The organism is Luteimonas marina (genome assembly GCF_007859325.1).
In the GTDB taxonomy this organism is placed as follows: domain Bacteria; phylum Pseudomonadota; class Gammaproteobacteria; order Xanthomonadales; family Xanthomonadaceae; genus Luteimonas; species Luteimonas marina.
On sequence record NZ_VOHK01000006.1, the window covers coordinates 196198 to 208757 of the forward strand.

Sequence of the window (12560 nt, forward strand, 5' to 3'; positions counted from 1 at the left end):
CCAGCCCGGTGATGAAGCGCCGGCCTACAGCAGGTCGGCAAAGCCCCTTCGCAACAGCGAGAAGGCCATCCAGCCAGCCGCCAGGATGCCGCACGCCACCAGCGCATACGTTCCCAGGGCGAGCGGATCGGGCCAGACGCCGCGCAGCACGCAATCACGGACGGCCTCGGTCGGCCAGCTGATCGGGTTGTAGCGCACCACGCCGGCCAACGCCTCGGGCACCATGTCCCTCGGGAAGAACACCGTGCCGGTGAACAAGGTCACCATGATCAGCACGCCCACGAACTGGTTGAGATCGCGCAGGTAGACGCTCAGCGCCGCGACCACCAGCGCCAGGCCGTAGAGCAGGATCAGGTAAGGCAGCAGGACCACCGGCAGGGCCAGCACAGCCAGATGGATGCCCCTGCCGGACAGCGCATTGACGGCGACCAGGACCGCGAAGCCCAGCACGGCGTGGAACACCGCCGTCCCGATCGGCACGGCCACCAGCACCGGCAGCGGGAACACCATCTTGCGCACGAAATTGGCGTTGCGCTGCATCAGCCCGGCGGCCTGCCCCACCGATTCCGCCAGCATGCCGTGCACCAGCAGTCCGGCAAACAGGTTGATCGTGAATCCGAGATGGTCGTCCTCGGCCAGACCGGGCCAGCGCGCACGGAACACGGCCCCGAACACGAAGCCGTAGACCGCGAGCATCAGCAGCGGCATCAGCACCGGCCAGATCCGGCCAAGCAGCGTGCCGCGGTAGCGGACGACCAGTTCCTGCATCACCAGCATGCGCCACAATGAAACGTAGCCGGGAATGGCGGGAATGCTGCGCGACGTCATCTGCGGACACGTGGAGGGAAGGCTCTCAGGGTAGCAGGTCGCCTTTCCCGGTTTCGCATGGCGGCACCCCGGACCGGGAAGCGCAGACGATTGAACAGCGAGCAACCGCGACCGCCCACGGGGCCGACCGGGAACGGTCGGCGGGCGCAATTGGTCTAGAATTTCAGTACACCCCGCAGTCTTCCGGAACTGCCCCCAATGCCATCACCGCGCCCCGCCCTCCCCGCCCGGCCCATCTCCCGAAACCGTCGCCGCGCCGCCGGTTTCACCCTGCTGGAGATGATCGTGGTTCTCGTCATCATCGGCCTGATCATGGGCCTGGTGGGTCCCAGGCTCTTCAGCCAGGCCGACAAGGCCAAGGTGCAGACCGCCGATACCCAGGTCCGCATGCTTCGCGGCGCGCTCGAAACGATGCGCCTGGACATCGGCCGGTTCCCGCAACAGGAGGAAGGCCTGCAGTTGCTGACCCAGCCGCCTTCCGACCAGCGCATCGCTTCGCGCTGGCAGGGACCCTACCTGGACGAGGGCGTTCCCGCCGACCCCTGGGGAAATGCCTACCAGTACTCGCCCCGCGGTTCCGGGCACCACCCGTTCACGCTGTATTCGTTTGGCGCCGACGGACAGGCGGGGGGCGAAGGCTACGACACGGACATCGGCTTCCTGCCCAACCAATGAACCGGCAACGCGGCTATACGCTGCTGGAGATGGTGGTGGTGATCGCGCTGATCGCGCTCGCGACGGCGATGGTCGCCCCGGGCGGGTACCGGATGATCGCGAGCTGGAGCGAGGCCAGCGAGGTCGAAGGCGCGCTGAAGTCGATCGCCTCGCTGCCGCTGCGGGCGCGCGAGGAAGGACGCGACCTGCGCTTCAGGCCCGATCGGTCGGATGCGGACCAGGTCCGGGTGTTCCGCGCCAGTGGCGCCGCCGGCGCGCAGGGGCAGCCGCCGGAGCAGGATGACGCCGGATTGCTCGGCCTTCCGGAAGGCTGGTCGCTGAAGTTCGAAGACCCGCTCGTCGTCCGCGCCGGTGGCGCGTGCTCGGGGAGCCGCGGCACGCTGGTGACGACGCGCCAGTCCATCGGGATCGAGATCGAGGCCCCGTTCTGCAGGGTGCGCAGGCTGGATCCGGACGGGACATGAGCACGCGCCGGCGCCGACGCCTTGCACGGGCCAGGGGATTCACGCTGCTGGAAGCGATCGTGGCGATGGTGATCATGGCCTCGTCCCTCCTCGCCCTGTACGGCTGGCTCTCGGCGAACACCATCTCGCTCAATCGGGCACAGGCCCAGCTGCGATCGATCGAGGACGCCCGTACCGCGCTGTCGATCATCGATACCGTCAATCCCACGGACGAACCCTCGGGGCAGCGGGAAGTCGGCCCGCTGGAGGTGCGCTGGAGCTCGAAGTCAGTCGAGGGCCAACGCCCGGGAATCAGCAGCGCCGGCATGCCGACGCAGTTCGATCATGAGTTGTTCGAGCTAGCCGTGGAGGTCCTGCGCGATGGCCGCAGCGTCCGCGGATTCAGCGTCCGCAAGGCCGGATGGGTCGCGTCCCGGGCATTCAACCCCGAGGAAGACTGAGGTGCCGAAACTGCAGTCGGGGCTGACGCTGCTCGAGATGATCGTGGTGCTCATGATCGCCGGGATGGCGCTCGCGCTCGGTTTCCAGTCGCTGGGACAATGGCGCCGGGCGGACACCGCCATTTCCTCGATGACGGGGCAGGCCCGGCAGGCCGTCCTGACCCAGCATTGGCTGCACGACTCGGTCCGCAGCCTGACGCCCGTGGAGGACGTGCCGTTCCAGGGAACCGACTCCGCCTTGTCGGGGATCAGCCTCAATCCGACGTTGTCCTCGCAGGGCGGCGCCACGTCGGTCGCCTGGAGGATCGAACAGGCATCCGACGGAACGAGCCTGGTGCTCGACGAGCAGGGAACCGCCACCACCATGGCCCTGCCCGGCGTCGTCTCCGCCCACTTCGCCTATTACGACCCGGAGGGCAAGGAGTCCGCGCAGTGGCCGCCCCCTCTCGGTGTCGCCGATGCGCTTCCGATGAGCGTCGCGCTGTTCATGACCACGCACACGGGCGACATCCGTGTCTGGGGAACGTCCATTGCCGGCATCCGCAATCCCGTCGTCACCCTCTATGAGCTTGAACGGGACTAGCCGCACCGCGCAGCAGGGCGGTTTCGTCCTGGTCGTGGTGCTGGCACTGCTGGTGGTGTTGACGCTGCTCGCGGGCATGGTCGCGCTGTCCGGGAGCCGCGCGATCGCCGAGGCCCAGCGCGAGGTCGACCAGTTCCAGAGCGACCTGGACATGCTGTCCACGCGCGAAAGCGTGTTGTTCATGTATGCCACGCAACACCGGAACGTCGGCGGCCTCGTCCCGGAGTTCCGGCCCGCCTATACCAGCGCGATGCTCGACGACGATACCGACGGCATCACCAGCCTGCCCACGGGCAACGAGATCAAGCTCGATGGCACGGCCTACAAGGGGCTGGGCGACGTGTACTTCTCCCTGCAGGACGACAACGGCCTGGTGAACATCAACTGGGCGCAGGACGTTCTCCGGAACGCCTTCTACGCCTACTTCGGGGCGCCCGCGCAGGAATGGAACGCGCTCGATGCCAAGCGGCTCGATTACCAGGATCCCGACTCCCTCCATCGCCTCAACGGCGCCGAAGCGCCGGAGTACGCCAAGGCCGGATTGCCACCGCCGCCCAACAGGACCGTGTCCACGCCCCTCGAGTTCCGCCGCATCCTGCAGTGGCACGACCTGCTCGAGGGCACCCCGGACGACGCGCTGGTGGGCATGCTGACGCTGTCCAGGACGACCTCGCTCAACCTGAACACGGCGCCGGCGGATGTCCTCGCGATGCTCCCCGGCATGGATGCGGAGCAGGCCGGACGGATGGTGGACCTGCGCCGCAGGATCCCCTTCACCACCGTCTATCAGGCCATGCAGGCGTTCCCGATCGCGCCCATGGTGCAGGAAAACCTGACACTCTTTCCAAAGAATTCGGGAAACCTTATTCTATGGAATCGCCATTTCGGGACCAGGCATGCCGTCCACTGGACCCTGACCCCCATGCAGATCGGCGGTGCCCCCTGGCACATCGATTACGAGGTCACCCTGCCACGTGACAACAAGTCCGGTGAAGCCATGGCTGAAACGCCTGCAACGCCGATTCTCGCCCCGCAGGATCCGACTGGGGATTGAGGCCAACGAGCGACTCGAAGGCGGTGAAAGCAATCAACTGCTGTGCTTCGTCGGACGCGAGTTGTGCCTGTTCACGACAATCGACGCCAGCAAGGTCCCCGAGAAGCAGCGCGATGCTTTCGTTTCGCTGGGGGTGAAGCGCGCGGCGCCGTTTCCCGACCCCGACTACGGCATCGCCTGGACCGGTGATCGCCACGCAAGCGTGTGGTTCTGGTCGCGCTCCCGGGCACTCGAAAGGCTCGGGAATGAAGCCGCCGGCAAACGGCTCAGGTTCACTCCCGAAGCCCTCCATGTGGGCTCCCCCGCCGAAGATGAGGCACAGCTTCTGGCGCTGGCCAGCGGTTGCGAGGGGCGCGTCTGGAAGCAGGGTCGACTCGTCGCCAGTCGCTGGTGGGCCGGGATTCCGGCGGCGGCCGCCTGGCAGGCGTTCATGAGGAGCGCGGGACTGCCTCCGGCCGGGGTGCCCGTGCCGATGGACGCCCTGATCGCGCCGGCCAGTTGGGCGGGTTCCGGGAATCGGGGCGGAAGGCTGTCGGGGCTGTCGCTGTCCGGGATCGATGCCTATCTGCCGCGGGCCGCGATGGTCGTTGCCGCGCTGGCGCTCGTGGTCTACGCGTTCCAGGCCGGCAGCATCGCCCGCAACCTGTTCGATGCCTGGAGCGCGGAGCGCCGGGCGCAGGACCTGGACGCCCCCATCAAGCGCATCCTGGATGCCCGCGAGGCCGCGGACGCCAATGCGGCGGGCGTCGAGGGTTTGCTCGCGCTCAGGCCGGGGCGGCCACAATTGGAACTCATGGCGGAGGTCGCGCGGCTCATTCCGCAGAAGGGCTGGGAGGTCCGACGCTGGAATCAGCCAACTCCCGACCGCCTGGAACTCACGTTGCACCTGCCCGATGCCAATCCGGAACAGTTGGTCTCGGCGTGGGAAGCGTCGTCCCTGTTCCACGAAGTCACCACCGACATCCAGCCTGGCGGCAACACGATCGTGGTGCGGGCCGCCATCCGGCCAAGCTTTGGAAGCGTACCGTGAAGCGCGCGCTCGATCCGCACATCGCCAATCTCCGCAGCCAACTGGATGCGTCGCCCTGGCTCGTCTGGGCCTTGGCGCTGATCGTGCTGCTCGCGCTGTTCTTCCTCGCGCAGGGACTGGAGACGTTGCGTGCGAAGGCGCAGGACAATGCGATCGATGCCGAAGTCAAGCTTCGGCAAATCCAGGCGCTCCAGGGCCAGGACGTGTGGATGGAACGGGAAAAGGAGTCAGCCGAACTGTTGGCGAACCTGCGCGCCGAGATTCCGATCGTTTCCACCCCGGGCCTTGCCCAGGCTTCGTTCCAGAGCTGGTTGAACGACCTTTCCGCAAGCGCATCGGGCGCCAGCAATTCCCGCGTCAACGTCGACAGTGCCGCAACCGTCGAGGGCATGCCTGGCCTGATTCGGGTCAGTGGGACGCTCAGCGCCGGGATGCCGCCGCGCCAGGCCCTCAACATCGTCCGGCTGATCGAAAGTTCCACCAACCTGGTGCTGATCGAGACGCTCGACATCCGCAACGACGCCAACAAGATCCTCACGGTCCGGGTGAATGCCTATTACCAGTTGCCCGCCGGGGAGCAAGCCCCATGATCCGCAGGCTTCCGGTATGGGCGTGGATGTCCGCCTGCGCCGCAACGGGCCTGGCCCTGGGTGTCGCATGGCCCCCCCCGCCGATTCCGAAGGCGCGGGGCGCCGAGGGGGAATGGACCCTGCCTGACGCCCGGACACTGGCAAGATTCTCCGCGGACAACTACAAGCAGGCCACCGGCTCCGTCCAGTGGGGTGACAACGCCGCGGAAGGTGCCCAGAGCCAGGCATGGCGCCTTGCGGGCTTCCTGCTCACCTCTCCCGACAGCACGGCGTTGATCGAGACCGTGGGCACGCGGGGGGTCAAGGCCAAGGTCGTGCATGCCAAGCCGGGGGATGCCTTGCCCGATGGTGCCCGCCTGCTGGCCATCAACGGCGACAAGATCACCTCGGAACTCGATGGCTGCAAATCGGTCCGCCAGCTTTACCGGAAACTGCCGATCAGTCGATCGGGGGAATGCGATGCGACTGCAGCCCCGCCCGAGAACCAAGAGAAATCCACGAAATGAAGCACCCGCGTAGCACGATCGCAATTCTTGCAGGCAGCCTGGTCCTCCTGGGCGGATGCGCAACGCCGCAGGGGCAGCCGCGCCCGCTCTCGATCCGCCCGGCGCTGCAGCTCCCGCCGAATCCTGCGCCGCCAGAGGACATCCTGATACGGGGACCGGCCGAGCAGGACGCCCCGCGATCACTACGCCAGAGTGAAACGCCAACCGCCCGGGTCGGAAGTTCCGCCGTGGCAGGCCTGGCCGGATACGACCAGTTGCCGCCCATGGAGACCGAGCCGGTCAGCATCAACGTCCAGGACGTCCCGCTGCCGGTGCTGGCGAACGAGATCTTCGGCTCGCTGCTCGGCCTCAATGTCAACATGTCGCCCGAAGTTTCGGCCCTGGAATCCCTCGTGACCCTGAATACGAGGGACAGCGTGGCCCCCCGCGAACTATTCCAGATCGCTCGTCAGGTGCTGGCCGACTACGGCGTTGCCGTGGTGGTCGAAGGGGACCTCGTGCGTTTGAGCGTCGCCGCGAGCGGCGGATCGGCGGTCCCTCCCCTGATCGTGAGTGGCCGCGCCCTCCCCGACGTCCCCATCAGCCACCGGCCGGTATTCCAGCTTGTCGAACTGGACGTCGTGGGTAGCGGGGATGCCGCTCGCTGGTTGACCACCCTGTTCGGCCAGGAGGTGAGCGTGACCGCCGAGACCGGACGCAATGCGATCCTGATCAGCGGGAAACCCGCCCAGGTGCGGCAAGCCATCGATGCGCTCAGGGTTTTCGATCGCCCGCTGATGCGCGGACGACTCAGCACCCGGATCGAGCCTGCTTTCCTGAGCGCCGACCAGCTGAGCACCAGCCTGACCGAGGTGCTCAACCTGCAGGGTTACAGCGCCAATCGTTCCGTTGGCGCCCCCGCCAGCGTCATCGTGCTGCCGGTGACTGCCGCGAACACCGTCCTGATCTTCGCCAGCTCGCGCGAAACCCTCGACTACGCGATTTCCTGGGCGCGGGAGCTCGACCGCCCCGGCCAGCAGTCCGCCGAGTCCTCCGTCTTCTACTACCAGGTCCGCAACACCAAGGCCGTGGACCTGGCACAGGTGCTCAGCGGAACCCTGCCGAGCAACCGCTCGAACGCCACGAATGCAACCGAAGAAGGAGCGACCCCGAACTCGCAGCAGCCAGCGGCCGCACGGCAGCCGCAGGGGGGCCGGGCGACGACGGGCCGGAGCGGCAGTGGCGTCATCGGCGCCTCGTTGCTCGTCGACGAGCCCCGCAATGCCCTGATCTATCAAGGGGATCCGGCGCAGTGGGAACGCATGCTCAGGCTTATCCGGCAGATGGACCAGGCGCCACGTCAGGTGATGATCGAGGTCACCATCGCCGAGGTCACCCTGACCGGCGACATGGAGTACGGGCTGAGCTGGTTCGCCAAGAACGGTATCGGGCGTTTCGACGGCAGCGGCTACCTCGGCAGCGGTTCGGGCGGCGCAAACCCTGCTCCATCCGGAAGCGGGCTGACCTATCTGCTTGACGTTGCGGGCCAGAACCGCGTCGCGCTCAATGCGTTCGCGAACGACAATCGCGTCTCCATCCTGTCGACACCCCGTCTGCTGGTGAAGAGCGGAAGCGAGGCCAACATCGACGTGGGCACGGAGGTCCCCACCGTCACCATGACCACCACGTCCGCCCAGCAAAGCGACGGCAATACGAACCTGCTGCAGTCGATCCAGTATCGGAAGACCGGCATCATCCTCAGCATCAAGCCTACCGTCTATTCCGACGACCGGATCGATCTCGACATCTCGCAGGAGGTGAGTGAGGCGCTTCCTCTTGAATCGGGGGCCACCGGCAATTCGCCATCCATTTTCAACCGCTCGGTCAACACCTCGCTGACGCTTCGCGATGGTGGTTCCGTCGCGATCGCGGGACTGATTTCAGACCGCAGCACCAACGGCGAGGTGGGAATTCCACTGATCAAGGACGTACCGCTGCTCGGCAACCTGTTCAAGTCGAAAACCCTGAACAAGAGTCGCACCGAACTGGTCCTGATCCTCGTGCCCTACATCGTGGAAACCGACGAGCGCGTCAAGCAGCTCAGCAGCGCCGTCATCGATCAGTTCGAGCTGCTGAACCTGGAAGCAGCCATCCCGACCACGCCGGCGGTTCCGGTGCTTCCCAGCACGCCCTCTCCGGGCGGAGTGCCGGTACAGCCCGCTCCCGCCACGACCCATCCGCTGCCCCCGCCCCCTTCACAGCACTGACAGGCTTGCGCTCCATGAAAACACTCCCCTGTACCCCCGCCGTCCTCCTGTTGGGCCTGCTGGTCCTTGCCGGTTGCGCCCGCCGCGAGGAAGCGTCGGATGAAACCGCGCCAACGGCAGCAGAATCGCCACAGGCCGCCTCCCCTGCTCCTCCCGCGGACCTGCCACCGCCCGAACTGGCCTCCATCCGCGTGCAGGTCACCCTGACGCCGGAGGCCGAAGCACGCCTCCAGTCCGCTTCCGAAAGCGTTTCGGTCGAAGTGATCTTCGCGGGCGACCCGGCACCGGACGCTTCCGGCCAAGTCAATGAACTGGGACTTCTCGAGCTTGGAAAGGCCACCAAGGAACTGGCGGGCTCGGGCTCGCTGGACTTTCCCGAGAGCCTGATCGACCAGTCCAGGCTCGAATCGATCGTCGGCCAGCCCCAGGTCCTGGTCAACACGCGCTCCAGCGGCAAGTCGACCCCGGGCAACCTGCTCCGGTGCAATTTCTACTGGGAAACGCTGAAGGTCGCCGGACAGGGCCCTGTGGAGATCTCCTGCGCGCCGCTCTGACGATCGCAGGGATTCGTCGAGTATCCAGGCCGCAGCAGTCGACGCCCCCGGCAAAGCCGGGGGCCCGCACGACCGATGATCGCGCACTCCAACGCACGACGGCGTGCGGCTTCCAGGGACGACCGCCCGGCCGACCCGACAGTCATGTGGCCAGAGCGTGCTCCAGATCCCGGCGCAAATCGCGCTCCTGTTCGATGCCGACGCTCAACCGCACCAGGTTGTCGGTAATCCCCAGCCGCGCACGATTCTCCACCGGCACCGACGCATGCGTCATCACCGCCGGATGGTTGACCAGGCTTTCCACGCCGCCCAGCGACTCGGCCAGGGTGAACAGTCCGGTGCGCTCGCAGAAGCGCTTCGCCGCCTCGAACCCGCCCTTGACGCGCACCGAGACGATGCCGCCGAAGCCGTCCATCTGCCGCTTCGCCAGCGCGTGCTGCGGGTGCGAGGGCAGGCCCGGATAGATCACGTCCTCGACCGCGTCGTGGCCCTGCAGGAATTCCGCGATCGCCTGGGCGTTGTCGCAGTGCGCCTTCATGCGCAGGTGCAGGGTCTTGAGGCCGCGCAGGGCGAGGAAGCTGTCGAACGGGCCCTGCACGGCGCCGGCCGAATTCTGCAGGAAGGCCAGGCGCTCGGCGAGGTCCGCGTTGTCGCCGACCACGGCGATGCCGCCGACCATGTCGGAGTGGCCGTTGAGGTACTTGGTCGCCGAGTGCATGACGATGTCGGCGCCGTGTTCGAGCGGGCGCTGCAGGATCGGCGAGGCGAAGGTGTTGTCGACGACGACGATCAGGCCGTGGCGGTGGGCGATGGCCGAGACCGCGGCGATGTCGACGATCTTCAGCAGCGGGTTGGTCGGGGTTTCGATCCAGACCAGCTTCGTCTTCGCCGTGATCGCCGCTTCGAACGCCGCGGGGTCGGTCAGGTCGACGAAGCTGAAGTCCAGCCCCGCGCTGCGCCGGCGCACGCGTTCGAACAGGCGGAAGCTGCCGCCGTAGAGGTCGTCCATCGCGATGACGTGGTCGCCGCTGTCGAGCAGTTCCAGCAGGGTCGCGGTGGCGGCCATGCCCGAGGCGAAGGCGAAGCCGCGGCTGCCGCCCTCCAGCCCGGCGACGCAGCGCTCGTAAGCGAAGCGGGTCGGGTTGTGGGTGCGCGAGTATTCGAAGCCCTGGTGCACGCCCGGACTGGCCTGGGCGTAGGTGCTGGTGGCGTAGATCGGCGGCATCACGGCCCCGGTACTCGGGTCCGGCGCCTGGCCGGCGTGGATCGCCTTGGTGCCGAGCCCCCAGCCCGCCGTATCGACCGCCTCGCGGGGGTCCGTCATGTCGCTGAATCCATTGAATTCCGGGCCGCGATTCTAGCATCGGGGCGGGCCCCGGCCGGGGTCCCGGGCGGGCCGCCATTCATTCATGCTGGATGCGCAGGAAATGTCATGGATGGCGGCGTTGGCGGCCCCCACCCCAACCCTCCCCCCGCAAGCGGGGGGAGGGAGCCAGACGCAGGCTCCTGTCATTTCGACCGCAGGGAGAAATCTCCTGTCCGGCGCAGGAGATTTCTCCCTGCGGTCGAAATGACAAGGCCAAAAAACCTACTGCACCCGCCTTCGCAGCCAGTTCAACAGGTCGATCCGGGTGATCAGGCCGAGGAAGCGGCTGCCGTCGACGACGATCGCGACGTGGCCGCGGTCGAACACCGGCAGCAGGGATTCGACCGGGGACTTCACGTCGAGGATGTCGAGCTTGCTGACCATCGCCGTCGACACCGGGTCGCGGAAGCGGGCCTCGTCGCCGTAGACGTGCAGCAGCACGTCGCTCTCGTCGAGGATGCCGACGATGTTGTCGCCGTCCATCACCGGCAGTTGCGAGATCTCGTACAGCTTCATCCGCTGGTAGGCGGTGACCAGCAGGTCGCCCGGCGCCAGCACCACGGTGTCGCGCTGCGAGTAGGGGCGCAGGATCAGGTCGCGCAGGTCGCCGTGCTGTTCGCGCTCGAGGAAGCCGTTGTCGAGCATCCAGTAGTCGTTGTACAGCTTGGAGAGGTACTTGTTGCCGGTGTCGCAGACGAATACCAGCACCTTCTTCGGCGTGGTCTGCTCGCGGCAGTAGCGCAGCGCGGCGGCCAGCAGGGTGCCGGTCGAGGAGCCGCCGAAGATGCCCTCCTTTTGCAGCAGCTCGCGCGCGGCGAGGAAGCTCTCCTTGTCGGGGATGGCGTAGGCCTTCTTCACCCGGCTGAAGTCGGAGATCGACGGCAGGAAGTCTTCGCCGATGCCCTCGACCATCCAGCTGCCCGACTTCTCGCTGAGCGTGCCCTCGTTGATGTACTCGGCCAGGATCGAGCCGACCGGGTCGGCCAGCACCAGCTCCACGCCCGGCGCGTGCTCGGCGAAGCAGCGCGACAGGCCGCTCATGGTGCCGGAGCTGCCGCAACCGAAGACGATGGCGTCGAGCCCGCCGACCTCGGCCATCTGCCGCAGGATCTCCGGGCCGGTGCCGGTCTCGTGCGCGGCCGGGTTGTCGGGGTTGCCGAACTGGTTGATGAAGTAGGCCCCGGGCGTGTCGGCGGCGATGCGCGCGGCGAGGTCCTGGTAGTACTCGGGATGGCCCTTGGCCACGTCCGAGCGGGTCAGCACCACCTCGGCGCCCATCGCCTTGAGGTTGAAGATCTTCTCCCGGCTCATCTTGTCCGGGACCACGAGGACGAGCTTGTAGCCCTTTTGCTGCGCCACCAGCGCCAGGCCGATGCCGGTGTTGCCGGCGGTGCCCTCGACCAGGGTGTCGCCGGGGCGGATGTCGCCGCGCGCCTCCGCGGCCTCGATCATCGACAGGCCGATGCGGTCCTTGATCGAGCCGCCGGGGTTCTGGCTCTCGAGCTTGAAGTACAGCTCGCAGACGCCGGCGTCGAGGCGCTGCGCCTTGACGATCGGGGTCTCGGCAATGAGTTCGAGGACGGAGGAATGGATCGTCATGCGGGTCGCGTGCGGCAGCGGAAGAACCGCGATTATCGCACCGCCCGGGACGGGCCACGCCGCGGTGCGGCGTACAGCACACGGGCGGCGGCGACCGACGAGGATGGCCGCCGCCGCCCGTGACTTCGGAACGCGTCAGTGTTGCAGCACGTCGTAGAGCTGGGTCAGGCGATCCTTGGCGGCGAGCTTCTCGCGCTTCATCTGCGACAGGGTGACGTCATCGATCGGGAGCACGCCGAGCTCGGCATCGAGCACCTTCTTGTCGAGTTCCCTGTGCCGCTGGTACAGCTGCTTGAACTCAGGGTTGCCCTTGATCAGCTTGTCGAGTTCGGCCTGCGGTTGCCCTTCGAACATGGAATCCTCCTGCAAACATGCAAACGCCCCGGCCGGTCAGGGCACGGGGCGTCGTCTTGGGTGACAGACCGGGCGCTTGCGCGAATCCCCTCCTGCACGGCCTGCCCGGCGGGCTGCGCTGCCGGTGGCGGGTGCCTGGTGTGGGATCGGCTCGGTCATTTCGGTCTGGCTCTTTCGCCAGGCGGCTGGATCAAAAAAACTGCCGTCTGGGTATCCGACCCTACTCCTCCCCGAGGGGGGCGACAAGGGCCGGCGGCAAGCTGCTGATTTG

The 12560-nt window shown here is 67.0% G+C and carries 14 protein-coding genes; 10 read left to right on the top strand and 4 right to left on the bottom strand.

Annotated features, from left to right (window positions below):
- Positions 1 to 24: 24 nt before the first annotated feature.
- Entirely contained in the window at positions 25 to 828 is an 804-nt protein-coding gene (locus FQY83_RS14750; RefSeq protein WP_146388739.1) for an ABC transporter permease, read from the bottom strand.
- Positions 829 to 1026: 198 nt separating this feature from the next.
- On the opposite strand from FQY83_RS14750, the gene gspG reads away from it, so the two are divergent.
- The 10 genes from gspG to FQY83_RS14795 all read left to right on the top strand — a co-directional run bounded on the left by gspG (position 1027) and on the right by FQY83_RS14795 (position 8970).
- Positions 1027 to 1503: a type II secretion system major pseudopilin GspG gene (gene gspG / locus FQY83_RS14755; protein ID WP_146388740.1), complete on the top strand. Its 477-nt coding sequence runs from the start codon at positions 1027 to 1029 to the stop codon at positions 1501 to 1503.
- Positions 1500 to 1967: a pilus assembly FimT family protein gene (locus FQY83_RS14760; RefSeq protein WP_146388741.1), complete on the top strand. Its 468-nt coding sequence runs from the start codon at positions 1500 to 1502 to the stop codon at positions 1965 to 1967. The genes gspG and FQY83_RS14760 overlap by 4 nt, the downstream gene beginning before the upstream one ends.
- Positions 1964 to 2407 carry a PulJ/GspJ family protein gene (locus FQY83_RS14765; protein ID WP_146388742.1) on the top strand — a complete coding sequence of 148 codons (444 nt, stop codon included), beginning with the start codon at positions 1964 to 1966 and terminating at the stop codon, positions 2405 to 2407. Before FQY83_RS14760 ends, FQY83_RS14765 begins: the two co-directional genes overlap by 4 nt.
- Position 2408: 1 nt before the next feature.
- Complete coding sequence (locus FQY83_RS14770) at positions 2409 to 2990, top strand: PulJ/GspJ family protein (protein WP_158636527.1); 582 nt, start codon at positions 2409 to 2411, stop codon at positions 2988 to 2990.
- On the top strand, positions 2971 to 4044 hold the full coding sequence (locus tag FQY83_RS14775) for a type II secretion system protein GspK (protein ID WP_146388744.1): 1074 nt from the start codon (positions 2971 to 2973) through the stop codon (positions 4042 to 4044). Before FQY83_RS14770 ends, FQY83_RS14775 begins: the two co-directional genes overlap by 20 nt.
- Positions 3980 to 5074, top strand: a complete 1095-nt coding sequence (locus FQY83_RS14780) for a hypothetical protein (protein ID WP_146388745.1) — start codon at positions 3980 to 3982, stop codon at positions 5072 to 5074. Before FQY83_RS14775 ends, FQY83_RS14780 begins: the two co-directional genes overlap by 65 nt.
- Positions 5071 to 5664, top strand: a complete 594-nt coding sequence (locus FQY83_RS14785) for a hypothetical protein (protein ID WP_146388746.1) — start codon at positions 5071 to 5073, stop codon at positions 5662 to 5664. Before FQY83_RS14780 ends, FQY83_RS14785 begins: the two co-directional genes overlap by 4 nt.
- Positions 5661 to 6170 (top strand): hypothetical protein, encoded by a 510-nt coding sequence (locus tag FQY83_RS17640; protein ID WP_158636528.1) that lies wholly within the window; start codon positions 5661 to 5663, stop codon positions 6168 to 6170. The genes FQY83_RS14785 and FQY83_RS17640 overlap by 4 nt, the downstream gene beginning before the upstream one ends.
- Positions 6171 to 6397: 227 nt before the next feature.
- Positions 6398 to 8416 (top strand): secretin N-terminal domain-containing protein, encoded by a 2019-nt coding sequence (locus FQY83_RS14790; RefSeq protein WP_158636529.1) that lies wholly within the window; start codon positions 6398 to 6400, stop codon positions 8414 to 8416.
- A gap of 14 nt (positions 8417 to 8430) precedes the next feature.
- Positions 8431 to 8970: a hypothetical protein gene (locus FQY83_RS14795; RefSeq protein WP_146388748.1), complete on the top strand. Its 540-nt coding sequence runs from the start codon at positions 8431 to 8433 to the stop codon at positions 8968 to 8970.
- 142 nt (positions 8971 to 9112) lie between these two features.
- Here the strand turns inward: FQY83_RS14795 and FQY83_RS14800 are convergent, their stop codons facing one another.
- The 3 genes from FQY83_RS14800 to FQY83_RS14810 all read right to left on the bottom strand — a co-directional run bounded on the left by FQY83_RS14800 (position 9113) and on the right by FQY83_RS14810 (position 12289).
- Entirely contained in the window at positions 9113 to 10294 is a 1182-nt protein-coding gene (locus tag FQY83_RS14800; RefSeq protein WP_146388749.1) for a cystathionine gamma-synthase, read from the bottom strand.
- Between the two features lie 264 nt (positions 10295 to 10558).
- Positions 10559 to 11935 carry a pyridoxal-phosphate dependent enzyme gene (locus tag FQY83_RS14805; RefSeq protein WP_146388750.1) on the bottom strand — a complete coding sequence of 459 codons (1377 nt, stop codon included), beginning with the start codon at positions 11933 to 11935 and terminating at the stop codon, positions 10559 to 10561.
- A 135-nt stretch (positions 11936 to 12070) separates the two neighbouring features.
- Entirely contained in the window at positions 12071 to 12289 is a 219-nt protein-coding gene (locus tag FQY83_RS14810) for an HP1242/YdcH family protein (RefSeq protein WP_146388751.1), read from the bottom strand.
- Positions 12290 to 12560: the final 271 nt, after the last annotated feature.

Excerpts from the sequence above, each read along its gene's own strand:
- FQY83_RS14750 (WP_146388739.1), bottom strand. The coding sequence starts at position 828 with ATGACGTCGCGCAGCATTCCCGCCATTCCCGGCTACGTTTCATTGTGG.
- gspG (WP_146388740.1), top strand. The coding sequence starts at position 1,027 with ATGCCATCACCGCGCCCCGCCCTCCCCGCCCGGCCCATCTCCCGAAAC.
- FQY83_RS14760 (WP_146388741.1), top strand. The coding sequence starts at position 1,500 with ATGAACCGGCAACGCGGCTATACGCTGCTGGAGATGGTGGTGGTGATC.
- FQY83_RS14765 (WP_146388742.1), top strand. The coding sequence starts at position 1,964 with ATGAGCACGCGCCGGCGCCGACGCCTTGCACGGGCCAGGGGATTCACG.
- FQY83_RS14775 (WP_146388744.1), top strand. The coding sequence starts at position 2,971 with ATGAGCTTGAACGGGACTAGCCGCACCGCGCAGCAGGGCGGTTTCGTC.
- FQY83_RS17640 (WP_158636528.1), top strand. The coding sequence starts at position 5,661 with ATGATCCGCAGGCTTCCGGTATGGGCGTGGATGTCCGCCTGCGCCGCA.
- FQY83_RS14795 (WP_146388748.1), top strand. The coding sequence starts at position 8,431 with ATGAAAACACTCCCCTGTACCCCCGCCGTCCTCCTGTTGGGCCTGCTG.
- FQY83_RS14800 (WP_146388749.1), bottom strand. The coding sequence starts at position 10,294 with ATGACGGACCCCCGCGAGGCGGTCGATACGGCGGGCTGGGGGCTCGGC.
- FQY83_RS14805 (WP_146388750.1), bottom strand. The coding sequence starts at position 11,935 with ATGACGATCCATTCCTCCGTCCTCGAACTCATTGCCGAGACCCCGATC.
- FQY83_RS14810 (WP_146388751.1), bottom strand. The coding sequence starts at position 12,289 with ATGTTCGAAGGGCAACCGCAGGCCGAACTCGACAAGCTGATCAAGGGC.